At 60.8% G+C, this 23,844-nt stretch carries 19 protein-coding genes; 14 read left to right on the forward strand and 5 right to left on the reverse strand.

Going from position 1 to position 23,844, the window contains the following annotated elements; all coding sequences use genetic code 11:
- The first annotated feature begins 51 nt into the window (after positions 1-51).
- The 3 genes from GOV80_RS05220 to GOV80_RS05230 all read left to right on the forward strand — a co-directional run bounded on the left by GOV80_RS05220 (position 52) and on the right by GOV80_RS05230 (position 3,728).
- Positions 52-1,407: a formimidoylglutamate deiminase gene (locus tag GOV80_RS05220; RefSeq protein ID WP_170783129.1), complete on the forward strand. Its 1,356-nt coding sequence runs from the start codon at positions 52-54 to the stop codon at positions 1,405-1,407.
- A gap of 24 nt (positions 1,408-1,431) precedes the next feature.
- Entirely contained in the window at positions 1,432-2,136 is a 705-nt protein-coding gene (locus tag GOV80_RS05225; RefSeq protein ID WP_170783130.1) for a GntR family transcriptional regulator, read from the forward strand.
- Positions 2,137-2,216: 80 nt separating this feature from the next.
- Positions 2,217-3,728, forward strand: a complete 1,512-nt coding sequence (locus GOV80_RS05230; RefSeq protein ID WP_170783131.1) for a malonate--CoA ligase — start codon at positions 2,217-2,219, stop codon at positions 3,726-3,728.
- On the opposite strand, the gene GOV80_RS05235 is transcribed toward GOV80_RS05230, so the two are convergent.
- The 3 genes from GOV80_RS05235 to GOV80_RS05245 form a co-directional block, all read right to left on the reverse strand.
- Positions 3,721-4,446: a metallophosphoesterase family protein gene (locus GOV80_RS05235; RefSeq protein WP_170783132.1), complete on the reverse strand. Its 726-nt coding sequence runs from the start codon at positions 4,444-4,446 to the stop codon at positions 3,721-3,723. The two genes, GOV80_RS05230 and GOV80_RS05235, sit on opposite strands and share 8 nt — an antisense overlap.
- 118 nt (positions 4,447-4,564) lie before the next feature.
- Positions 4,565-6,160, reverse strand: coding sequence for a phosphoglycerate dehydrogenase (gene serA / locus GOV80_RS05240; RefSeq protein WP_170774951.1), 1,596 nt, complete (start codon positions 6,158-6,160; stop codon positions 4,565-4,567).
- A 71-nt stretch (positions 6,161-6,231) separates the two neighbouring features.
- A complete protein-coding gene (locus GOV80_RS05245) occupies positions 6,232-7,386 on the reverse strand; it encodes a phosphoserine transaminase (RefSeq protein WP_170783133.1) in 1,155 nt (384 codons plus the stop codon).
- A 285-nt stretch (positions 7,387-7,671) separates the two neighbouring features.
- On the opposite strand from GOV80_RS05245, the gene GOV80_RS05250 reads away from it, so the two are divergent.
- The 8 genes from GOV80_RS05250 to GOV80_RS05285 all read left to right on the forward strand — a co-directional run bounded on the left by GOV80_RS05250 (position 7,672) and on the right by GOV80_RS05285 (position 19,328).
- Positions 7,672-8,256, forward strand: a complete 585-nt coding sequence (locus GOV80_RS05250) for an ANTAR domain-containing response regulator (protein ID WP_170754698.1) — start codon at positions 7,672-7,674, stop codon at positions 8,254-8,256.
- Positions 8,253-9,425 carry an ABC transporter substrate-binding protein gene (locus GOV80_RS05255; protein WP_170774958.1) on the forward strand — a complete coding sequence of 391 codons (1,173 nt, stop codon included), beginning with the start codon at positions 8,253-8,255 and terminating at the stop codon, positions 9,423-9,425. Before GOV80_RS05250 ends, GOV80_RS05255 begins: the two co-directional genes overlap by 4 nt.
- Before the next feature lie 270 nt (positions 9,426-9,695).
- Complete coding sequence (locus GOV80_RS05260) at positions 9,696-11,063, forward strand: CmpA/NrtA family ABC transporter substrate-binding protein (RefSeq protein WP_170783134.1); 1,368 nt, start codon at positions 9,696-9,698, stop codon at positions 11,061-11,063.
- 100 nt (positions 11,064-11,163) lie between these two features.
- The gene (locus tag GOV80_RS05265; protein ID WP_170783135.1) at positions 11,164-12,249 is read left to right on the forward strand and encodes an ABC transporter permease; all 1,086 of its coding nucleotides are present in this window, start codon (positions 11,164-11,166) and stop codon (positions 12,247-12,249) included.
- A gap of 5 nt (positions 12,250-12,254) precedes the next feature.
- Positions 12,255-13,940, forward strand: a complete 1,686-nt coding sequence (locus tag GOV80_RS05270; protein WP_170783136.1) for an ABC transporter ATP-binding protein — start codon at positions 12,255-12,257, stop codon at positions 13,938-13,940.
- Between the two features lie 5 nt (positions 13,941-13,945).
- A complete protein-coding gene (nirB, locus tag GOV80_RS05275) occupies positions 13,946-16,378 on the forward strand; it encodes a nitrite reductase large subunit NirB (protein ID WP_170783137.1) in 2,433 nt (810 codons plus the stop codon).
- The gene (gene nirD / locus GOV80_RS05280) at positions 16,375-16,707 is read left to right on the forward strand and encodes a nitrite reductase small subunit NirD (RefSeq protein ID WP_170783138.1); all 333 of its coding nucleotides are present in this window, start codon (positions 16,375-16,377) and stop codon (positions 16,705-16,707) included. Before nirB ends, nirD begins: the two co-directional genes overlap by 4 nt.
- Entirely contained in the window at positions 16,704-19,328 is a 2,625-nt protein-coding gene (locus tag GOV80_RS05285; protein ID WP_170783139.1) for a molybdopterin-dependent oxidoreductase, read from the forward strand. The genes nirD and GOV80_RS05285 overlap by 4 nt, the downstream gene beginning before the upstream one ends.
- A gap of 2 nt (positions 19,329-19,330) precedes the next feature.
- On the opposite strand, the gene GOV80_RS05290 is transcribed toward GOV80_RS05285, so the two are convergent.
- Entirely contained in the window at positions 19,331-20,422 is a 1,092-nt protein-coding gene (locus GOV80_RS05290; RefSeq protein ID WP_170783140.1) for a Gfo/Idh/MocA family protein, read from the reverse strand.
- Between the two features lie 12 nt (positions 20,423-20,434).
- A complete protein-coding gene (locus tag GOV80_RS05295; protein ID WP_170783141.1) occupies positions 20,435-21,145 on the reverse strand; it encodes a GntR family transcriptional regulator in 711 nt (236 codons plus the stop codon).
- Between the two features lie 108 nt (positions 21,146-21,253).
- Here GOV80_RS05295 and GOV80_RS05300 point away from each other — a divergent pair, with 108 nt between their 5' ends.
- Genes GOV80_RS05300 through GOV80_RS05310 form a run of 3 tightly spaced genes read left to right on the forward strand, consistent with a single transcriptional unit; the run spans position 21,254 to position 23,813 of the window.
- Positions 21,254-22,408, forward strand: a complete 1,155-nt coding sequence (locus tag GOV80_RS05300; protein ID WP_170783142.1) for an LLM class flavin-dependent oxidoreductase — start codon at positions 21,254-21,256, stop codon at positions 22,406-22,408.
- Complete coding sequence (locus GOV80_RS05305) at positions 22,408-23,298, forward strand: aldo/keto reductase (RefSeq protein ID WP_170783143.1); 891 nt, start codon at positions 22,408-22,410, stop codon at positions 23,296-23,298. Before GOV80_RS05300 ends, GOV80_RS05305 begins: the two co-directional genes overlap by 1 nt.
- Positions 23,298-23,813, forward strand: a complete 516-nt coding sequence (locus GOV80_RS05310; protein ID WP_170783144.1) for a flavin reductase family protein — start codon at positions 23,298-23,300, stop codon at positions 23,811-23,813. Before GOV80_RS05305 ends, GOV80_RS05310 begins: the two co-directional genes overlap by 1 nt.
- Positions 23,814-23,844 lie beyond the last annotated feature (31 nt).

The following is a 23,844-nucleotide window of genomic DNA, read 5'->3' on the forward strand; positions in this document are numbered from 1 at the left end:
TTTTTTACGTATACTTATAAAACACTAAAGTCTACACAAAATGGAATCCCGATGACTGTGCACGCCAAAACCGCCCTGATCGGCTCTGACTGGGTCTCGGACCTTAGGGTCGAGGTGAAAGAAGGCCGGATCAGTCGGATCGAAACCGGCGCGCGGCCTCAGCCGCAGGACGATCAGGTGGACGTTCTGATGCCCGCTTTGGCCAACCTGCACAGCCACAGCTTTCAACGCGCCATGGCCGGAATGACCGAAACCCGCGCCGACGGGCGGGAAAGCTTCTGGACATGGCGCACCCTGATGTACCGCTTTCTGGACCGGTTGACGCCCGACCAGATCGAAGCCATCGCAGCTTTGGTTTTCATAGAGATGCAAGAGGCAGGCTACGCCTCGGTCGGTGAATTTCACTATGTTCACCACCAACCCGGCGGGCAGCCCTACGAGACCCGCTCGGAACTGAGCCAACGTATATTTGCCGCTGCGCAACAGACCGGAATAGGCCTAACCCATCTCCCGGTGCTTTACACCTATGGCGGCGTTCAGCAAGAGCCGCTTGCGGGCGGGCAGTTGCGGTTCGGTCATAGCGTGGACGCCTATCTGCGCCTGGTCGAAGATTGCCGCAAAGGGGCGCCGCATCCCGACAGTCTTGTGGGCATTGCGCCCCATTCCCTGCGTGCGACCTCTGCGTCCGACTTGCAGAGCCTGTTGCAAGCGGCACCGCAAGGCCCGGTACATATCCACATTGCCGAACAAACGCAGGAGGTGCGGGATGTTCAGACCGCATTGGGCGCGACGCCCGTGTCTTGGCTGTTGGACAATGCCGATGTGAATGACCGCTGGTGCCTGATCCATGCGACCCATATGACCGATGCGGAAACGCAGGCCATGGCGCGCTCGGGCGCTGTTGCCGGGCTCTGCCCGATCACCGAGGCCAATCTGGGTGATGGGATCTTCAACGGCGCGGTTTATATGCAGGCGGGCGGACGGCTTGGGGTCGGGTCGGATTCGAACGTCCGGATTTCCCTGTCCGAGGAATTGCGGATGCTGGAATATTCCCAACGTCTTCGCGACCGGGAACGCACGGTTCTGGTTCAGCAGGCCGGATCGGTGGGCCACGCACTTTATACCGGGGCAGCTGAAGGCGGCGCGCAGGCCCTATCGCGGGATGCAGGGCAGATTGCGGTGGGCAAGCTGGCTGATATGGTCGCCATCGACCGCACCCACCCGACCCTTTGCGCATTGACCGACGATCAGTTGTTGGACGGGTTGTGCTTTGCCACCCATGACGGGGTCGTGACCGATCTGTGGTCTGCCGGGCGGCATATGGTGCGGCAAGGCCGCCACGTGAACCGCGACGAGATCATTTCTGCCTACAGGGTAGGAATTGCCGATCTTTTGTCCGCGGTCTAGAACGCATCCGAAAGCCGAGGGTACATGCCGCAATCAACCGAGACCACCAGCTACAAAGACATCAAGAAAACTGTTTTGGCGCGCATCCGCTCGGGCGAATGGCAGCCAGACTCGTTGTTGCCCAACGAACAGGATTTGGCAGCTGAATTCTCCTGTACCCGCACAACCGTCAACCGCGCCTTGCGGGAACTGGCGGATGAAGGCTATCTGGAACGCCGCCGCAAGGCTGGCACCCGTGTGCTCAGCGCGCCTCAGCGGCAGGCCCGGTTCAGCATACCCATGGTCCGGGACGAGGTCGAAGCGACCGGTGGCACCTATCGCTATGCACTGGTCTCAGCCGAGACGACTGTCGCCCCGGATTGGCTGACCGCGCGTCTTGCTTTGCGGCCCGACCAAAGCACCGTGCATGTGCGATGCATGCATTTTTCGGGCAATACCCCGTTTCAATACGAAGACCGATGGATTGTAGTGGACAGCGTGCCGCAAGTGGCGCAGGCGGATTTTTCGGCAATCGGCCCAAATGAGTGGCTGATCCAGACTGTGCCGTTCACCAATGTGGAACTCAGCTTTCTAGCCAGCCGGGCGGACGCGACCGTCGCCCGTTTTCTGGACCTGCCTGAAGGTGAGCCGGTGTTTACCGGTGAACGCATCACATGGTTGGAGGGGCAACCCGTCACCTACGCCAAAATGTATTTCGGCGCCGGATACCGGATGACCACCCAGTTCTGAGCGCGTCAAATTGGGCTTTACCACTGTGCCAATCCACGCCAGATTCGCAGGCAACAGTTCCGTTGACAAAGGCAGACAGAATGGCAAACCCGCTATACGACCGCTTGTTTGGCATTCACGCAGGTAAGGACACGCCGTTTCTGCATCTGCCGGATGGCGAGGTTATCACACATGCCGCATTCCTTGATATGGCGGCGCGGCTCGCAAACACGCTGGTTGGTTACGAGTTGGAACCGGGCGACCGGGTTGCCGTTCAGATCGAAAAATCGCCCGAGGCCTTGGCACTCTATGCCGCCTGCGCGCAGGCCGGGTTGGTCTTTTTGCCCCTGAACACCGCCTACACCGTCAACGAGCTAACCTATTTCATCGAAAACAGCGGCGCATCGCTGGTTGTGTGCGACGACGCGAACCAAACCGCCCTGGCACCGCTGGCCAAGATGCAAGAAGCGCGGCTCGAGACGCTGAATGCCGATGGCTCGGGCAGTTTGATGCGGCGCGCCTTGGGGATGTTGCCCGCGTTCGAGCCCGCGCGCCGGACCGAGGACGATCTGGCCGCCTTCCTATATACCTCCGGCACCACCGGGCGGTCCAAAGGCGCGATGCTGTCTCAAGCCAACCTGCTATCGAATGCGGAAACATTGGTGCAGGTGTGGCGGTTCACAGCCGAAGACGTGCTGCTGCATGCCTTGCCCATTTTCCATACACATGGGCTGTTTGTGGCGACCAATGTGGTGCTGGCCTCGGGAGGGTCGATGATCTTTCTGCCGAAGTTCGATCTGAACGATGTGCTGCGCCTGATGCCGCAGGCGACCTCAATGATGGGGGTGCCGACCTTCTACACCCGCCTGTTGGGGGATGATCGGTTCACCGGTGATCTGGCTCAGCATATGCGACTGTTCATCTCGGGCTCGGCCCCCTTGCTGGCGGAAACCCATGAGCGGTTCGAAACACGCACCGGCCACCGCATCCTTGAACGATACGGCATGACCGAGACCAACATGAACACCTCAAACCCCTATGACGGCGAGCGTCGCGCGGGCACGGTTGGCTTCCCCCTGCCCGACGTCGAAATGAAAGTGACCGACCCCGACAGCGGCGAGACCCTGCCGCAGGGCGAGATCGGCATGATCGAAGTCCGCGGCCCGAACGTCTTCCAAGGCTATTGGCAAATGCCCGAGAAAACCGCTGCCGAGCTGCGCGAGGATGGGTTTTTCATCACCGGCGATCTGGGGCGAGTGGATGAGGATGGCTATGTCCATATCGTCGGACGCGGAAAGGATCTGATCATCTCAGGCGGGTTCAACATCTACCCCAAGGAACTTGAGATGCTGCTGGACGACCAGCCCGGCGTGTTGGAAAGCGCCGTGATCGGCGTACCGCACCCAGATTTTGGCGAAACCCCCGTGGGCCTGCTGGTGGCGGAACCCGGCGCGACCCCTGATCTGGACGCGATCATGGCCCGTGCGCAGGCCGAACTGGCGCGTTTCAAACATCCCCGCAAACTGATCGTTCTGGACGAGCTGCCGCGTAACACGATGGGCAAGGTGCAGAAAAACGCCCTGCGCGCGCGTTTCGCCGACCTGTTTACCTAAGCGGCACGCGTCCAGTCGGGGTCAAAAGCCAGCACTTACGCCCCTCAAACACCGCCGTGGCCAATGGACGGCCATAACCTGCGCCCGCATCCAGATTGACACGGTTGCCGCAATGCTCGGCCTGATCGACAGGTGTGTGGCCGTGGACAATCAGCCACGGATGCGGCGCGGCCTCGATCAGAAACTCGTTGCGAATCCAGATCAGGTCATTCTCGGATTGCTGCTCCAGCGGAAGGCCCGGTCGGATACCCGCGTGAACGAACAGCATTTCGCCCTCTTGGTGATAGTTCGGCAGAGCATTGAGGAAATCCAGATGCTGCGGTGGAACAGCCTCGACCGCGCGTTGATGAACATAGATGATACGGTCATTGTCGGTGACATCCACACCGTAAGAGGCCAACGTCTCGCGCCCGCCCAAACGCGGATGCAACCAGCTGAGCGCAACGGGCAGATGGCTGTCTGCGACCTCGCAATCCTGCACGAACCGCGCCATCATCCGGTCGTGATTACCCCGCACCATGACCCAGTTGCGCCCAGCGCGCCGACCTTCGATCAACAGGTCAAGCACGCCGCGACTGTTCGGCCCACGATCCACGTAGTCCCCCAGAAACACGACCCGTGCGTCCGGGCCGCCATCCTGTTCGACCCGGCGCAGGGCGGTTCGCAACATCTCAAGCTGGCCGTGAATATCGCCAATGGCGTAAATGGCAGACGTCATGAAAAACCTCGGGTCGAAAATCACTTTGCTTGTGACGCGAAAACCGCCCCTGACAAAGAAAATACCCGCGCCTTAGGTGGCGCGGGTTGGGATAGTCTCAGAAATTCAACACTGCCTACTAGGCCACGTCAAATTCCAAAGGTTTGATCTGGGTAAACAGCCCCGTTTCGGCCAACTTTGCGCGGGCCTCGGCCGGGACAGGTTCATCCACATACAGCAGCGCGATCGCTTCGCCGCCCGCTTCGGACCGGCCAAGGGTAAAGTTCGCGATGTTCACGTCGTTCTCGCCCATGGTCTGACCCAGCGTACCGATGATGCCCGGCACGTCTTCGTTGGTGGTATAGAGCATATGCGCCCCGACCTCGGCATCAATATTGATGCCTTTGATCTGAATAAACCGCGGCTTGCCATCGCTGAATACAGTCCCAGCGATCGAACGCTCACGCTTGCTGGTGACAACAGTGACCTTCACATAGCCATCGAAAACGCCGGTCTTGTCCTGATTGGTGGTCGAGATTTTAACTCCGCGCTCTTTCGCGATCACCGGTGCAGACACCATGTTCACATCGGGATTGACCTTTTTCATGATCCCCGCAACGACAGAACAATTCAACGCGGCCAGGTTCATCTCAGCGGCGACACCGTCATAGAGGATGTTGATCGCCTTGATCGGCTCATCCGTCATCTGCCCAATGAAGCTGCCCAGATGCCCGGCCAGCTTGATCCACGGCCCCATGACTTTGGCCTCTTCGGCGGTCACGGACGGCATGTTCAGCGCGTTTTCAACCGCCCCGGTCAGCAGGTAGTTCGAGATTTGCTCGGCCACCTGCAGCGCCACGTTTTCCTGCGCCTCGGTCGTAGCTGCCCCCAGATGCGGTGTGCAGACGACGTTGGGCAAGTTGAACAGAGCGTTTTCCTTGGCCGGTTCCTCGCTGAACACGTCAAAGGCGGCACCGGCCACATGGCCCGATTGCAGCATCTCGGCCAGCGCGTCTTCGTCGACCAAACCGCCGCGGGCGCAGTTGACGATGCGCACGCCTCTCTTGGTCTTGGCCAGATTCTCACGGCTCAGGATGTTGCGGGTCTGATCGGTCAGCGGAACATGCAGCGTGATGAAATCCGCGCGGGCCAGCAGGTCATCCAACTCGACCTTTTCAACGCCCATCTTGGCGGCTTTCTCTTCGCTGAGATAGGGATCATAGGCGACGACCTTCATCTTCAGACCCAGCGCGCGTTCGCAGACGATGCCGCCGATGTTGCCTGCGCCAATGACGCCGAGAGTCTTGTTGGTCAGCTCAATCCCCATGAATTTGGACTTTTCCCACTTGCCCGCATGGGTCGAGGTGCTGGCCTCGGGGATTTGCCGCGCCACGGCGAACATCATCGCAATGGCGTGTTCGGCGGTGGTGATCATGTTGCCAAAGGGCGTGTTCATCACGATCACGCCCTTCTTGCTGGCCGCTTCCTTGTCGACATTGTCGGTGCCGATCCCGGCCCGGCCGATGACTTTCAGATTGTCGGCTTTCTCCAACAGGGTCGGCGTGACCTTGGTGGCGGAACGGATGGCAAGGCCGTCATACTGGCCGATCACCTCGGCCAGCTTGTCTTTGTCCTTGCCCAGATCGGGCATGAAATCCACATCAATGCCGCGATCGCGGAAAATCTGCACGGCGGTTTCGCTGAGCTTGTCAGATACGAGTACTTTGGGGGCCATTTCTCTGGTCCTTGAATATAGGGAGATGTCCGGGCCACAGGCGGGCCCAGATTTTTCGTCGAAAAATCTTGTCAGGCGGCTGCCGATTGCGCAGCGATCTCTGCCTCAAAAGCCCAGGCCAGCCACGGTAGCATGGCCTGAATGTCCGAGGTCTCGACCGTGCCGCCACACCAGATGCGCAGACCCGCGGGCGCGTCGCGATAGGCACCTATGTCCAGTGCGATATTCTCGACCTCCAGACGTTTGGCTACGGCCTTGGCGAATGTCGTCCCATCCTGAATGCGCGGATCGGTGAATTTCAGGCAGACTGACGTATTCGATTGCGTCGCCGCATCCTCGGCCAGATTGGCGATCCAGTCGTTTTGATCGCAAAAGGCATGAACCGCTCCAGCATTGGCATCTGCGCGGGCAATCAGGCCCTGCAACCCACCGACCGAGCGCGCCCAGTCCAGCGCAAACAGGTAGTCCTCGACCGCCAGCATCGAAGGCGTGTTGATCGTGGCCCCGGTAAAGATACCGTCGATCAGCTTGCCGCCTTTGGTCAGGCGGAAAATCTTGGGCAGCGGCCATGCGGGGGTGTAGCTTTCCAGCCGCTCAACCGCGCGCGGGCTGAGGATCAGCATCCCGTGCGCTGCTTCACCACCCAGCACTTTTTGCCAGCTGAACGTGGTCACATCCAGCTTGTCCCACGGCAGGTCCATCGCAAATGCAGCCGAAGTCGCATCACAGATCGTCAGACCCTGACGGTCATCCGCGATCCAGTCGCCATTGGGAACCCGCACGCCCGAGGTCGTGCCGTTCCACGTAAACACCACATCATTGGCGAAATCGACCGAGGCCAGATCAACGATCTGCCCATACTCGGCGGTTTTCACCTCGGCGTCGATCTTCAATTGCTTGACCACGTCCGTGACCCAACCGGCACCAAAGCTTTCCCAGGCCAGCATCTCGACCTTGCGTTCGCCCAACAGCGACCACAGCGCCATCTCAACCGCGCCGGTGTCCGAGGCGGGAACGATGCCGATCTTGTAATCCGCCGGAATGCCCAGCACCTCACGCGTGCCTTCGATGGCCGCCTTCAGCTTTTCCTTGCCCACCGCCGCACGGTGCGACCGGCCCAACGCAGCGTCGGCCAGCTTGTACAGCTCGAATGTGGGGGGTTTGGCGCAGGGGCCAGAGGAAAAACGCGGATTCGCCGGCCGCGTTGCCGGTGTATTTGTGCTCATCTGTATTACCCTTCCAGATACACGCCCCTCGTTGGGGAGGGGTGTCCCGCCGCCACACCTAGAAACCCCTCGGCAGTGCAGCAAGCGGAAAAGACGTTTGAATGCCGAAAAACGACATCACTTTTCGCTCCGCAAACGGTCGTAGGTTTCCGATAGGCGAAAAGATTTGCGAGCCATGAACATTCACCCGGCGGGGTTGACTGTTTTTTAGGCACTCAGTCTCGCGTCCCGACGGAAAAGCCACCGAACTCTTGAGATCGCGCAGCCACCCGGTGAAAAGGTGCCATGCCAGACACCCTAACCATTGTCGTAGTAGAGGAAGACCGCGAGCGTGCGATTGCCATCGTCGACGCACTCAACGCGTCCGGGGCCTATGATGTGCACGTGATCGGCAATGTCTCCAGCCTTGCGCGCAAGATCGCCGCCTTGATTCCGGATGTGGTGCTGATCGACATCGACAACCCGACCCGCGATATGCTTGAGGAACTGACGCTTGCATCCGGGCCTCTAGAACGGCCCGTGGCCATGTTCGTCTCGGGCGCAGCCGGAGATCTGGCCTCGACCGCGATTGAGGCGGGCTTGTCGGCTTATGTGGTTGACGGGATGCAGCCGGATCGGCTGAAGCCCGTGCTGGATGCGGCCATCGCGCGGTTCCAGATCGTGCGCCAGATGCGCCGCGAACTGGCCGAAACCAAACGTGCGCTGGAGGAACGCAAGGTGATCGACCGCGCCAAAGGGCTGCTGATGAAGGCGCGCGGGGTCGAGGAAGAAGAGGCTTATGCCTTGCTGCGCAAGGCCGCGATGGATCAGGGCCGCCGCGTCGCCGACGTGGCCGAGGCGTTGGTCACGGCCTCGGGGCTGTTGTCATGAACGCTGTGACCCTACCCGTTGCTTATGTACCGCTGGTGGACGCCGCCCCCCTGATCGTGGCGCATGAGATGGGTCTGGCCCGCGCCGAAGGGGTCGAACTGGACCTGATCGCCGCGCCCTCATGGTCATCCGTGCGCGACATGCTGGCCTTTGGGCGGGTGGATGCCGCGCAGCTGTTGTCGCCGGTCCCTGTTGCAATGGCTTTGGGGCTGGGTGGGGTGACACAGCCCTTGTCTGCCGTCTCGGTCCTGTCGGTGAATGGCGACGTGATCGGCGTTAGCCGCGCTTTGGAAACCCGCCTACGCGACTCGGGCTATGAGTTCGACTTTCGCGACCCCTTCAAGGCCGCCGCCGCGCTGGCCTCGGTCGCGGATGGGCCATTGGTCTTCGGCGTGCCCTTCCCGTTCTCGCTGCATGTGGAACTGCTGCATTGCTGGCTTGAGGCTACCGAACTGTCCAAAATCGGGGTCGAGGTGCGCACCATCCCGCCACCCCTGATGGCGCAGGCTTTGGCCGAGGGCGATGTGGATGCGTTCTGTGTGGGCGAGCCCTGGGGCTCGGTCGCCGTGGAATCGCAGGCGGGGGCGTTACTGCTGCCCGGTCAGGCGATCTGGGCCTTTGCGCCGGAAAAGGTGCTGGCCGTGCGCACCGACTGGGCGGATACCGAGCCGCACCTGCTGGGCAAGCTGATGCGAGCGGTCTGGCGCGCCGGGCGCTGGCTGGGCCAGCCGGGCAGCCACACCGCCGCCGCTGAAATCCTTGCCCGAGACACCTATCTGAACCTGCCTTCGGAACTGATCGACCGGGCGCTTTCGGGGCGCTTTACCATCACAGGCCACGCCGAACAGCGCGAGGTGCCGGGATTTATCGAGTTCCACGACGGGGCCGCAAACTTCCCATGGCGCAGTCAGGCCAAGTGGATCGCCCACCGTCTGGCGCAACGATACGGTCTGGACCCGCATCTGGCGCTGGCCCAAGCGGGCAGCGTGTTTCGCAGCGATATCTACCGCAATCAACTGGCAGGGTTGGGGGCGGATCTGCCCGGTGCCTCGGAAAAACTTGAGGGCGCGATTCGTGAAACCACACCGGTTGCGTCCCATAACGGGCAGCTGTCGCTGAAGCGGGATGCGTTCTTGGATGGGCGCATTTTTGACCCTCAGGATATCTGACGCCCAAGAATTAGGCAGACGCGCGTGCCGCACCGCGCGATTGCAGAATTTAACGCCGCATCGCAGCAAAATCACTTGATCGGCAGCGGCGCATTTACCACTCTGAACCCATCGGCACGCAAAGGCGTGTGCCGCAAGAATTCCTCCCAAAGTTTGGGAACGACTGAGCAAAGCCGCTCACTCTCTGGCCAATCCTCCCGGTCAGAGCGTGCAGCGGCTTTTGTTTTTCACCCACCCGGTAGACCGGGACCAAGAAAGGGACAGACCCACATGAAGAAATTGCTTGCAGGCCTTGTCGCCACCACCGCCCTGATCAGCCCCGCGCTGGCCGAAACGCTGGAGCTGGAGAAGGACGAGCTGACCTTTGGCTTTATCAAACTGACTGACATGGCCCCGCTGGCCGTCGCCTATGAGAACGGATATTTTCTGGACGAGGGTCTGTTCGTGACGCTTGAGGCACAGGCTAACTGGAAAGTCCTGCTGGACGGTGTGATCGACGGTCAACTGGACGGTGCGCATATGCTGGCCGGTCAGCCGCTGGCCGCAACTATCGGGTACGGCACCGAGGCGCATATCATCACTCCCTTCTCGATGGACCTGAACGGCAACGGCATCACCGTGTCGAACGAGGTCTGGGAAGAGATGAAGCCCAACATCCCGAAAATGGATGACGGCCGCCCGCAGCACCCGATTTCGGCCGAGGCGCTGGCCCCGGTGGTCGAGAAATACAAATCCGAAGGCAAGCCCTTTAACATGGGCATGGTTTTCCCGGTTTCGACCCACAATTACGAACTGCGTTACTGGCTGGCGGCGGGTGGTCTGCATCCCGGTTACTACAGCCCCGAGAATGTGACCGGCCAGATCGGCGCGGATGTGTTCCTGTCGGTGACGCCTCCGCCGCAGATGCCGGCCACGTTGGAAGCGGGCACAATTTATGGCTATTGCGTGGGTGAGCCTTGGAACCAGCAGGCCGTGTTCAAAGGCATCGGCGTGCCGGTCATCACCGATTATGAGCTGTGGAAGAACAACCCCGAAAAGGTGTTCGGCATCAATGCCGAGTTCGCCGAGCAGTACCCCAACACCACCCGCGCCGTGACTAAAGCCCTGATCCGCGCTGCGATGTGGCTGGATGAAAACGACAACGCCAACCGCCCCGCCGCGGTCGAGATGCTGAGCCAGCCGGAATATGTGGGTGCGGACTACGACGTGATCGCGAACTCGATGACGGGCACGTTCGAATATGAAAAGGGCGACAAACGTGAAGTGCCCGATTTCAACGTCTTCTTCCGCTATAACGCGACCTACCCGTTCTATTCGGACGCCATCTGGTACCTGACCCAGATGCGCCGCTGGGGCCAGATCGCCGAGCCGCAGACCGATGCGTGGTATGACGAGGTCGCCAAGTCGGTCTATCGTCCGGACATCTATCTGGAAGCCGCGAAAATGCTGGTGGATGAGGGTCTGGCGAATGAGGCCGACTTCCCGTGGGAGAGCGACGGCTACAAGGCCCCCACGCCCGCCGAGGATATCATCGACGGCATTCCCTATGACGCCCGCACGCCCAACGCCTATCTGCAAAGCCTGCCGATTGGCCTGAAAGGCGAACAGGTCGTCGTCGGCACCGAAGTTCAGGGTTAACTCCACTGCCTCCCGGCCCTTGGTGGCTGGGGGGCTTCCTTCTCTCTCACAGAATTCCACCCCCGTCCGGCGCTGAACGACCGGGCCAGGAGACCGCAAGATGACAGCCATCGACCACGATACGCTATCCGCTGATGCTGAACGCGAGGCCCGACGCGCCCGCCTGTTCACCCGGATCAACGCCGCCGACAAATGGTTTCAGGTTTTGGGCTTGGCCTGGATCACCCCCATCCTGAAGGCCGGTGCAGGCGACAACCCGCGCGCCCAGATGGGCGAGATTTGGCGCCTGCTGGTCGTACCATTGCTGGCCATCTGTGCCTTTCTGGTTCTCTGGGGCACGTTGGCACCCAAGGTGCAAACCTCGCTGGGCGCAGTGCCTGGTCCGGCGCAGGTCTGGTCCGAAGCCATTAGCCTGCATAAGGACGCACAGGCCAAGGCCGCCAAAAAGGCCAAGTTCGAGGCGATGGTTGAAAAGCGCAACCAGAAGTTCATCGACGCGGGCCAGCCCGAAAAGGTCAAAGAGGTCGCCTATACCGGCGCGCCGAGTTACTACAACCAAATCTGGACCTCGATCAAAACCGTGTTCTTCGGCTTTCTGATCGCAACCATCGTCGCCGTTCCGCTGGGCATCGCTGCAGGCCTGTCGCCAACCGCAAACGCCGCGCTGAACCCGCTTATCCAAATTTTCAAACCGGTCTCGCCGCTGGCCTGGCTGCCGATTGTGACCATGATCGTGTCGGCCGTTTACGTCACCAATGACGGCTGGTTCGCAAAATCCTTCCTGATCTCGGCCATTACCGTGACGCTGTGTTCGTTGTGGCCCACGCTGATCAACACCTCGCTGGGTGTGGCGTCGATCGACAAAGATTTGGTGAACGTCTCCAAGGTTCTGAAAATGAACACCTATACCAAGATCACCAAGCTGGTGCTGCCCTCGGCCCTGCCGCTGATCTTCACCGGCCTGCGTCTGTCGCTTGGCGTTGGCTGGATGGTTCTGATCGCGGCTGAAATGCTGGCGCAGAACCCCGGTCTGGGCAAGTTTGTTTGGGATGAGTTCCAGAACGGCTCGTCCAGCTCACTCGCCAAGATAATGGTTGCCGTCTTTACCATCGGCATCATTGGCTTCCTGCTGGATCGCGTGATGTATGCGCTGCAGTCGCTGTTTACCTTCTCCGACAACCGGTGACCCAAATGGCTGTGATCGACTTCAAGAATGTCAGCAAATCTTTTGGCACCGGCACCGCTGCGACGGATGTGCTGAAAGACATCAACCTCTCGGTTCAGGAAGGTGAATTCGTGGTACTGCTGGGCTTTTCCGGCACCGGCAAAACCACGCTGATCAACCTGATGGCGGGGATCGAATTCCCCTCCAAGGGCAACGTCACCTTTCGCGACAAGGCCATCACCGGCCCCGCGCCGGAGCGGGGGGTGATCTTCCAGAACTACTCGCTGATGCCGTGGCTGACGGTCACGGGCAATGTGCGGCTGGCCGTGGACGCGGTGTTCCCCAAGATGCCCAAGGCCGAGAAAGAGGAAAAGGTAGCCCATTACATTCGCATGGTGGGCCTCAGCCACGCCGCTGGTCGCCGCCCTGCCGAGCTGTCGGGTGGGATGCGGCAGCGGGTGAACGTGGCCCGTGCTCTGGCGATGGACCCCGAGGTTCTACTGCTGGACGAGCCCCTTTCGGCGCTGGATGCATTGACCCGTGGCAATCTGGCGGAAGAGATCGAAAAGATCTGGGAGGCCGACCGCAAGACCTGTGTCCTGATCACCAATGACGTGGACGAAGCGATCCTACTGGCCGACCGCATCATCCCGCTGAACCCGGATGGCACGCTCGGGACCGAGTTCAAGGTCTCGATCCCCCGCCCCCGTGATCGGTCCGCCATGAACCATGATGAGACGTTCAAGGCGCTGCGCGGTGAGGTCACGAAATACCTGATGGATGTGGGGATCGAGGCCAAGGTCGAGGGCACCAAGACCCTGCCCGACGTGACCCCGATCCACGGTGTACCTGCGGCGGTGAAAGAGGCGCAGTCGGGTCTGATCGAAGATCGCTATCTGGATTTCAGCCAGTTGCACAAGGTCTACCCCACGCCCAAAGGCCCGCTGACCGTGGTCGAGGATTTCAACCTGAAACTCAACCGAGGCGAGTTCATCTCGCTGATTGGTCACTCGGGCTGTGGCAAGTCCACGGTGCTGACCATGGCCGCTGGTCTGAACGAAATCTCCAAGGGTGCGATCAAGCTGGATGGCCGCCACGTTGAAGGCGCCGATCCTGAACGCGCCGTGGTGTTCCAGTCGCCCTCACTGTTCCCGTGGCTGACGGCCAAGGAAAACGTCTCGGTCGGTGTGGACCGCGTATATCCGCGCGCCAGCCAGGCCGAGCGGCAGGATGTGGTGGAATACTACCTCGAACGGGTCGGTCTGGCCGACGCGATGGACAAATCCGCCGCTGATATGTCGAACGGGATGCGTCAGCGTGTGGGCATCGCCCGCGCCTTTGCCCTGTCGCCGAAACTGCTGCTGTTGGATGAACCCTTCGGGATGCTCGACAGCCTCACCCGGTGGGAGCTGCAGGAGGTTCTGATGGAGGTCTGGTCGCGCACCAAAGTCACCACCATCTGCGTCACCCATGATGTGGACGAGGCGATCCTGCTAGCTGACCGCGTGGTGATGATGACGAACGGCCCGCAGGCCACGATCGGCAAGATCACCAATGTCGACCTGCCGCGCCCGCGCACCCGCAAGGCGCTGCTGGCCCATCCTGATTACTACGAATACCGGCAAGAGGTGTTGGATTTCCTTGAGGAATACGAGCATGGGGCCAAACCCAAGCCTAAATCCCCTGCCCCCAAAGCCATTGCCGCGGAGTGAAAGCCATGAAACAGAAACTGGTTGTCATCGGAGCCGGAATGGCCTCGGGTCGGGTGTTGGAACACCTGACCGACGCTGCCCCCGATGCATTCGATATCACCTTGTTCAACGCCGAGCCGCGCGGAAACTACAACCGCATCATGCTGAGCCCGGTTCTGGCAGGTGATCAAACCTATGAAGACATCGTCACCCATGACGACGCCTGGTATGCGGAACGCGGAATCACCTGCCGGTTCGGCGAGAAGGCGGTCAAAATTGACCGCGAGCTGAAAGTCGTCGAAGGCGAAAACGGCCATGTTCCCTATGACAAGCTGATCTTCGGCACCGGCTCCAACCCCTTCATGATCCCGATGCCGGGGCACGATCTGGACGGTGTGATCGCCTATCGCGATCTGGAAGACACCGAACAGATGATGGGCATGGGCGCGGGCAACAAGGTCGTCGTGATCGGCGGCGGCTTGTTGGGGCTTGAGGCCGCCGCAGGCATGGCCGCGCGTGGCGCTGATGTGACCGTCGTGCACATCATGGGCCATCTGATGGAGCGTCAGCTGGACCCTGCTGCAGGCTATCTGCTCAAGAAATCGCTGGAAGAAAAAGGCATCACCGTTCTGCTCAATGCCAAATCGACCGAGATCGCGGGCAAGGATGGCAAGGCCCGTGCGTTGCTGCTGGAGGACGGCACCGAGCTTCCCTGCGACCTGCTGGTGATGGCTGTGGGCATCCGCCCCAACACCGCGCTGGCGCAGGAAACGGGCCTTGCAGTGGGGCGGGGTATTCATGTGGATGACCAGATGATCACCTCGGACGCCGATATCTATGCCGTCGGTGAATGTGTCGAACATCAGGGCGAGGTCTTTGGCCTTGTCGCGCCACTCTACGACCAAGCCAAAGTGCTAGCACAGACCCTGCTGGGCGAGGATGCGGCGTTCAAACAGCGCTCGCTCTCAACCAAACTGAAAGTCACCGGCTGTGATCTGTTCAGCGCAGGCGACTTTGCTGAGGGCGAGACCCGCGAGGACATCGTGTTCCGCGACCCGGCGCGCGGCGTTTACAAACGGCTGGTGCTGGAAGGTGACAAGCTGGTCGGCGCGGTCATGTATGGCGACACCGGTGATAGCAACTGGTTCTTCGGCCTGATCCGCGATGGTGAGGACGTGTCCGAGATGCGTGAAACTCTGATCTTTGGCCCGGCCTATCAGGGGGGCGGCTCTGCGGACCCTCTCTCAGCCGTTGCAGCATTGCCGCCTGAGGCGGAAATCTGCGGCTGCAACGGCGTTTGCAAATCCGACATCACCACCGCTATTGAAGGCGGCGCAACCGATCTGGGCGCGATCCGGGCGACCACCAAGGCCAGCGCCTCCTGCGGGACATGCACAGGGCTGGTCGAGCAACTGTTGCAGGTCACACTGGGCGATGACTTCCAGATGCCCACGGCTCAGCCCGTCTGCGGCTGCTGCGAGCTGACCCACGAAGACGTCCGCCGCCTGATCAAATCGCAGGAGTTGAAAAGTCAGGAGGCCGTCTGGCAGGAGCTGGGTTGGAAGACGCTGAACGGCTGCCATGTCTGCCGCCCGGCGGTGAACTATTACCTGTTGGCCGACTGGCCGGTGGAATATCAGGACGACCCGCAAAGCCGTTTCGTCAACGAACGCAAACACGCCAACATTCAAAAGGACGGCACGTTCAGCGTGGTGCCCCGTATGTGGGGCGGCATCACCAACCCGGCGGAACTGCGCGCCATCGCCGATGCGGCCGAGAAATACGATGTGCCCACGGTCAAAGTCACCGGCGGGCAGCGCATCGACCTGCTGGGCGTGAAAGGCGCGGATCTGCCCTATATCTGGTCCGATCTGAACAAGGCCGGGCTGGTCTCGGGCCACGCGTATTCCAAAGGTCTGCGCACGGTGAAAACCTGTGTCGGTACCGATCATTGCCGGTTCGGCACGCAGGACAGCACCGGGCTGGGCGTGAAGCTTGAGAAAATCCTGTGGGGTTCGTGGACGCCGCACAAGCTGAAGCTGGCGGTCTCGGGCTGCCCGCGCAACTGCGCCGAGGCGACCTGCAAGGATATTGGTTTGGTCTGCGTGGACTCGGGTTTCCAGATCAGCATCGGCGGCGCGGCGGGCATGGACGTCAAGGAAACCGAACTGCTGGTGCAGGTTCCCACCGAGGACGAGGCGATTGAGGTCGTGATGGCCGTCACCCAGGCCTATCGCGAGGGCGGTAAGTATCTGGACCGTTTGTATAAATGGATGGCGAAGGTAGGCCTCGACTGGATCAAGGAAACCGTGGTGGATGATCTGGAAAACCGCCGCGCGCTGGTTGAGCGGTTCGAACTCAGCCAGTCCATCTACCGCAAAGACCCATGGGCCGAGCAGGCCAAAGAGGCCCCGCGCTTTGCGCCCATGGCCGATCTGACATTGGAGGCCGCAGAATGAGCTGGATCGACATCGGACATATCGACGACATCCCCCTGCGCGGCGCACGCGTGGTGAAAACGCCCGTGGGCTGCATCGCACTGTTCCGCACGGGCGCGAACAAGGTATTTGCAGCTTCGGACACCTGCCCCCACAAAGGCGGCCCTCTGTCCGAAGGCATCGTGCACGGCCAGTCGGTCACCTGCCCGCTGCACAACTGGGTGTTCGACCTGCACTCAGGTCAGGCACAAGGCGCGGATGAAGGCCAGATCGCCACCTACCCGGTGCAGTTGGACGGTGAGCGTATCCTGCTCGACAGCACGTCATTGGGGCAAAGGAGCGCCGCGTGAAAGACCTGAGTGCCTGCACCACGCGCTCAACCTGCCCCTATTGCGGGGTGGGTTGCGGTGTTCTGCTGCAACCGGATGGCGCGGGCGGCCTGACCGTCACCGGTGACCCGGATCACCCGGCCAATCAGGGGCGGCTGTGTTCCAAAGGCTCGGCTTTGGCCGAAACGGTGGGCCTGTCGCAGCGGCTGCTGGTACCCGTGGTTGCGGGCAAAGAGACTGGCTGGGACGACGCGCTGCAACTGGTCGCCGACCGTTTCCGCGACACGATCGCCGAACACGGGCCGGATTCAGTCGCCTTTTATGTCTCGGGCCAGTTGCTGACCGAGGATTACTATGTCGCCAACAAGCTGATGAAGGGCTTTATCGGCTCGGCCAATATCGACACGAATTCACGGCTGTGCATGGCCTCGACGGTCGCCGGCCACAAACGCGCTTTTGGCACTGACACCGTGCCCGGAACCTATGAGGATTTAGACGAGGCCGATCTGGTCGTGCTGGTCGGCTCCAATCTGGCCTGGTGCCACCCGGTTTTGTATCAGCGCCTGATGGCGGCGCGGCAGGCGCGCGGCACCAGGATCATCGTGATCGACCCGCGCCGGACGGCATCGTGTGACAGTGCCGATCTGCACCTGCCGCTGGCAGCGGGCAGCGACGTCGCGCTGTTCAACCATCTGCTGACGCAGATCGACGCAACCGGGCTAGTCGATACGGATTTCCTGCCCCACACCACCGGCATTCAAGCGGCGCTGGACAGTGCGCTGGCCGACGATGTCTCCGTCACCGGTCTCGACACCGACGATATCGCGCAGTTCTGCCAGATGTGGATGGGCACTGAGAAGGTCGTGACGATCTTCAGTCAGGGCGTGAACCAATCCAGTTCTGGCAGCGACAAGGTCAACGCGATCCTGAACTGCCATCTGGCCACGGGGCGGATCGGCAAGCCCGGCTGCGGCCCGTTGTCAGTCACCGGCCAGCCCAATGCCATGGGCGGGCGCGAGGTTGGTGGACTGGCCAATATGCTCGCCTGTCATCTGGATATCGAAAACGCCGATCATCGCGCCGCCGTGCGCAATTTCTGGTCGGCCCCGGCCATGCCCGAGGCCCCGGGCCTCAAGGCCGTGGACCTGTTCCGCGCCGTGGGCGACGGGCGCGTCAAGGCGCTGTGGGTGATCCACACGAACCCCGTGGTTTCAATGCCCGAGGCCGACGCGGTGCGCGATGCCATCGCGGCCTGCCCGTTCACCGTGGTCTCTGACATCACCGCCCTCACCGATACGGCGCGGCTGGCCGATGTGCTGCTGCCCGCCGCTGCGTGGGCCGAAAAAGACGGCACAGTCACCAATTCCGACCGTACGATCAGCCGACAACGTTCGGTCCTGCCCGCACCGGGACAAGCGCGCGCGGATTGGGACATTCTGGCCGAGGTCGGACGACGGATGGGATGGGCCTCGGCCTTCGATTATCAAACTCCCGGAGAGATTTTTCGTGAGAATGCAACCTTGTCCGGCATTGCCGCCAAGTTTGGACGCGATTTCGATATCTCGGGCCTCAGCGATCTGGATGCAGCGGGTTATGACGCTCTTCAGCCAACGCGCTGGCCTGTCACCGCCACACGGCAGGGCGGGCGGTTCTTTACGGATGGGCAATTCTATCACCCCGACGGCAAGGCGCGGCTTTTACCAGTTACATGGCGCGCGCCTGCGGCCAAAACAGAACCGCGTTATCCATTCTGGCTGAACACCGGTCGGCTGCGCGATCAGTGGCACACGATGACCCGTACCGGTCTGTCGGCGCGCCTGTCCGCGCATCTGCCCGAGCCGTTTTTGGACATTCACCCCGATGACGCCCGCGACAAGGGCATTAACCCCGCCGATCTGGTGCAGGTCGCAAGCCCGCATGGCGCATCCATCCTGCGGGCGCGGATCACACGCGATGTCACACAAGGACAGGTCTTTGCGCCGATCCACTGGACCGGAGAAACCGCCCCTGCGGCCCGAATCGACGCCGTGGTCGCTGCGGCGACGGACCCGGTTTCGGGACAGCCCGAAAGCAAAGCGTCCGTGGTGAGCGTCACCCGCTTTGACGCCAAATGGTATGGGTTTGCGGTGTCAGATCGCGAAATGCGACCTTCGTGCGAATATTGGGCGCAGACCCCCACAAAACTCGGCTATCGCGCGGAGTTGGCCGGGATAGATAGAATAGATAACTGGCAAACCGCCGCGCGTGATCTTTTCGGATTGCCCGAGGCGCAGATAACGATCGTCGAAGACCCAGCGCGCGGCATGGCGCGGCTGGCGTTTTACGAAGACGGACGATTGGTCGCTGCCTTGTTCATCTCTCCCGAGCCCGTGGCGGTGATGCGCGACTATCTGGCGACTCTGCCACAGGTGCCCGACCTGCTGTCAGGCTTGGCCCCTGCGGACCGGCCCGATCCCGGCCCTGTTCTGTGTTCCTGTTTAGACGTAGGCGTGAACACCATCCTGACCGCTATTGAGACCAAAGGGCTGATGAGCGTCGAAGCCATTGGTGAGGCGTTGCAGGCCGGAACCAATTGCGGCTCATGCCGCCCGGAACTGGCGACACTGTTGGCGTCGACACATCATAAAGAGGCCGCTCAGTAATTCTAGAGCCAAACCGCCTCTCCGGTCTCCAGCGCCTGTTGTGCGGCCAGACCCATGCGCACAGCCCACATCCCGTCCTGCAGAGTCACCTCGGGGGCGGGTTTATCACCACGCAGGACGGCTAGGAATCCTTGATGCTGATAGAAAGTAGACCCGTTATGGTCACCCGCGGCCAATAGCGTTGGATCAACGGGGATGTCCTTGGCGACCGGTCCCTTAGGCGCACGTGGGCTAACGATCAGTTGCGGCACCGGCGCATCACCAAGATGCTCGGGCCAGAAACGGCCCGGTCCGGGCACCAGCGCCTCGATCTTCGCGTCCGGCCCGACGGCCGAGATCTCCTCCTGATACCGCGCACCTTCCGCGAACATACACAGCTCAAGCATTGCTCGCGCACCCGAGGCGAAATCGACCATGACATAGCCGTGATCCAGAATGTCGGGTGTTTCGCCGTTATACGCCTCGTCCAAATGATTGACAGCCTGCCCCCCGCTGGCTGTCACGCGCACGGGGTCCGATTGCAGGATCAGGCGCATGAGGTCGAAGAAGTGACAGCATTTTTCGACAAAGGTACCGCCCGTATTGCGGTTGAAGCGGTTCCAGTTGCCGACCTTTTCCAGGAAGGGAAAGCGGTGCTCCTTGATGGTCAGCATTTTGACACCGCCGGTCACCTGCGCCCCCTCAATCAAGGCTGCGATGGGCGGCATATAGCGATACTCCATCGCCACCCAGATCGGATGAGGGTAGTCACGCTGGATGGCGTCAAGCCGCGCCGCATCTGCAGGGTCGGTGAACAGAGGTTTCTCGACCAGCAAAGGCAATGGCAGCACCCGCGCGATCTGCTCGATCTGATCCACGTGCAAATGATTGGGGCTGGCAATCACGATGCAATCCAGATCGCCCACGGCCAGCAGATCTTCGACCGAACCCACCATCTGCGCATCCGGCACAATCGTCCGCGCCGCTTTGGCCATCGCGGCGTCGGGCTCATAAATCGCCGAGACTCGCGCGCCGTCCAGCAACGCGATATTGTGCAGGTGTTCCTGCCCCATCATGCCGCAACCGATCAGCCCGTAATGGATGGTCCGGGTCATGCGTTTTTCCTTTTATTTCAGACGTTGGACATAGGTGGCCCGATCCGGGTCGAACCACGTTTTTGAAAACTCGACCGGTTCTGGCCCCTCGGACCAGCTGAACCGCTCAATATAACCGGCCGTTTCGCCAGCGGGTTTGGTGAAGGTCTCAGGCGTCCAATGGGGCAGCGCACGGACCGAAACCCGATCCTCAGCCCGCGTGATCCAGAACCCAAGCTGCTGCTGGTAATAGCGATAAAGCGAATCCGACAGCAGCGCCTGATCCACCTTTCCAGCGGACTCATCCAGCCAGATTTCCTCGACCGCGATGATTGTGTCATTCAAATAGCGCATCCGGCGCACCCGCGATCCCTTGGTCGATGTACCGAATTCCGGCAGATCGGAGGGCTTTTCCAGATGATCCACCGACAGGATATCCGCGCGCGGCAGGCCCCCGCCCTCGGGCAGCTCCAGCCGGAACATCGCATAGACGCTGTTCTGCGTCCCGGTCTCGCGGATGTAATTGCCCGAGCCTTGGATACGCTCCAACATCCCTTTTTTCTCAAGCTCCGCCAGCGATTTTCGCAGCGTCCCGACCGAGACGTTGAGGTTCGCCGCCATGTCCCGTTCGGGCGGCAAACGCTCACCATCGATCAATCGGCCCGCGGCGATGTCGCGGATCAGAAGCTCGGCGATCTGCACATAGATCGGCAGCGCGTTGGGATTGCGGCTGTTGGCAGTCATTTTCGGGGTGCTTCACCGAGTCGCAGAAAAAATTGATACACTATTGATCTACATCAAAGTGATTGCTACGCAAGAGGAAAGTAAAAAGATGCACGGAGAACGAATCAAATGACCATCGTCCCCATCACATCCCCCGATCTGGATGCGGCCGAGGTTTCGTGGTTCGCCGCACTGTGCTCAGACGATTATCAGTTTCTGGGTGTCCCGGATGGTGACCTCCGGTCGAGTTGGGAGCATTGTTCCGGCATCGTCCGCGAGGCCGAGGCGCAAGGGTTCCGAAACATCCTGTGCCCGTCTTCTTATCAGGTCGGTCAGGACACGCTGAGTTTCGTGGCTGGCTGCGCGCCGATCACGGACCGGATCAACCTGCTGGCTGCTGTGCGTTGTGGCGAGATGCAGCCGATCATGCTGGCCCGCACCATTGCGACGCTGGATCACATGCTGCAAGGGCGGCTGACGGTGAACATCATCTCGTCCGATTTCCCCGGCGAAAAGGCCGACAGCGCGTTCCGCTACCAGCGGTCCCGCGAGGTGGTCGAGATCCTCAAGCAAGCCTGGACACAGGATGAGATCAACCATGCGGGTGAGGTCTATAACTTCTCTGGTCTGACCACTGACCCGGCCAAGCCCTATCAGACCGGCGGTCCGCTGCTGTATTTCGGAGGCTACTCCCCCTCTGCGCTCGATCTTTGCGGCGAGCATTGCGACGTCTACCTGATGTGGCCCGAAACCAAGGATCAACTGGCCGAACGGATGAAAGCCGTTCACGCCGTGGCTGAAAACTACAACCGCACGCTGGATTACGGCCTGCGCGTTCACATGATCGTCCGCGATACCGAGGCTGAAGCGCAGGAATATGCGGACTACATCGTTTCGAAGCTGGATGACGAATATGGCCGTGCGATCCGGGAACGGGCGCTGGATTCGACCTCTCTGGGCGTGGCGCATCAGGCCAAGAACCGCGATCTGGCGGATGAGTATGGCTATGTAGAACCGGGCCTGTGGACAGGTGTTGGCCGCGCGCGCTCGGGCTGTGGGGCAGCTTTGGTCGGATCGACCGATCAGGTGATGTCCAAGATCGAAGAATATCAAAAGATGGGCATCCGCGCTTTCATCTTCTCAGGCTATCCGCACATGGATGAGGCCAAGCATTTCGGGGCCCGCGTCCTGCCTAATCTGAAAACCTGCTCGCTGCCCGAAGAATACGGGCGCGTGCCTGCAAAAACCCCGGCCACCCCGCTGGGCGCCGGAGTTCGCCGCTGATGCACCGTGTGAAACTATCTGACACGCTGGAACTGAGCCGCATTGTCTACGGCATGTGGCGCATCGGGGATGACGATGACACCTCGGCCGCGCATGTCGAGGCCAAGATACAGGCTTGTCTGGATCAGGGGATCACCAGTTTCGATCAGGCGGATATCTACGGCGACTACACGGCCGAAGGCATTCTGGGTGCCGCCCTGCGCGCCAACCCGTCCCTGCGGTCAAAGATGGAGATCGTCACCAAATGCGATATCGTCGCGCCCTGCGGACGGTATTCGGACGCCAAAGTCAAATACTACGACACCTCGCGCGCGCATATCCTGAAATCGGTCGATACTTCTCTGACCGAGATGGCCATCGACCATATTGACCTGTTGCTGATCCACCGCCCTGATCCGTTCATGGACCACCACGAATCCGGCGCCGCACTGGATGAGGTGGTCGCCAGCGGCAAGGTGCGCGCTGTCGGCGTGTCGAATTTCCGCCCGTGGGACTGGAGCCTGCTGCAATCAGCCATGAACACGCGTCTGGTCACGAACCAGATCGAGATCTCGCTGGGGCAGATCAGCCCTTTCACCAATGGCGATCTGGCCTTTCATCAACAGCACGGCCAGCACGTTATGGCGTGGTCTCCGCTGGGGGGCGGGCTGCTGATGGCTGGAAACCCTCCGGTCGGTGTCGTGGCCGATGAGATTGCCGCTGAATTCGGCGTAGATCGCGCGGCGGTGGCTGTTGCCTTTTTGTTGGCGCATCCGGCAGGAATCCTTCCGGTAATGGGCACGAACAATCTGGGCCGGATCAAAACCCTTTCGGACGCTTTAAAAGTCAATCTGGATCGCGAAAGCTGGTTCCGCCTGTATGAGGCGGCGCTGGGGCATGAGGTACCATGATGAACGCAATCTCAAAGGATATGAGCCACACTTTCATCCCACACAAGGACGACACCCGCACCCTGCGGGACGCTTTCGGCAAGTTTGCAACCGGCGTCACCATTGTCACCTGTGACAGCGACGATGGTCCGGTCTGCATCACTGCCAACAGCTTTTCATCGCTGTCGCTGGACCCGCCGCTGGTGATGTGGGCAGGCGACCGCAATTCGCGCCGGTTCCCCTATTTCCACAAGGCGCGCCATTTCAGCGTGCACGTGCTATCGTCGGAACAGGCCGACTTATGTTTTGGCTGCTCGAAGGACGCGTTCGCCCTGCGGGATATCGACCACGACCGCTGCGGGAACGGAACACCTCTGCTGCCGGATTGTCTGGCGCGGTTTGAGTGTGAACAGCACGCCTATCACGATGCAGGTGATCATGTGATCGTGGTGGGCAAAGTCCTGAAAGTCAGCATGGCGGACGGAGACGCGCTGACATTCTACGCCGGGAAACTCGGCCAATTTGCGCAGCACTAAGCGCGATTTGACGACCGCGGGACAAACCTGC

Origin of the sequence: Ruegeria lacuscaerulensis, assembly GCF_013034685.1 — a bacterium.
GTDB classification, from domain to species: domain Bacteria; phylum Pseudomonadota; class Alphaproteobacteria; order Rhodobacterales; family Rhodobacteraceae; genus Ruegeria; species Ruegeria lacuscaerulensis_B.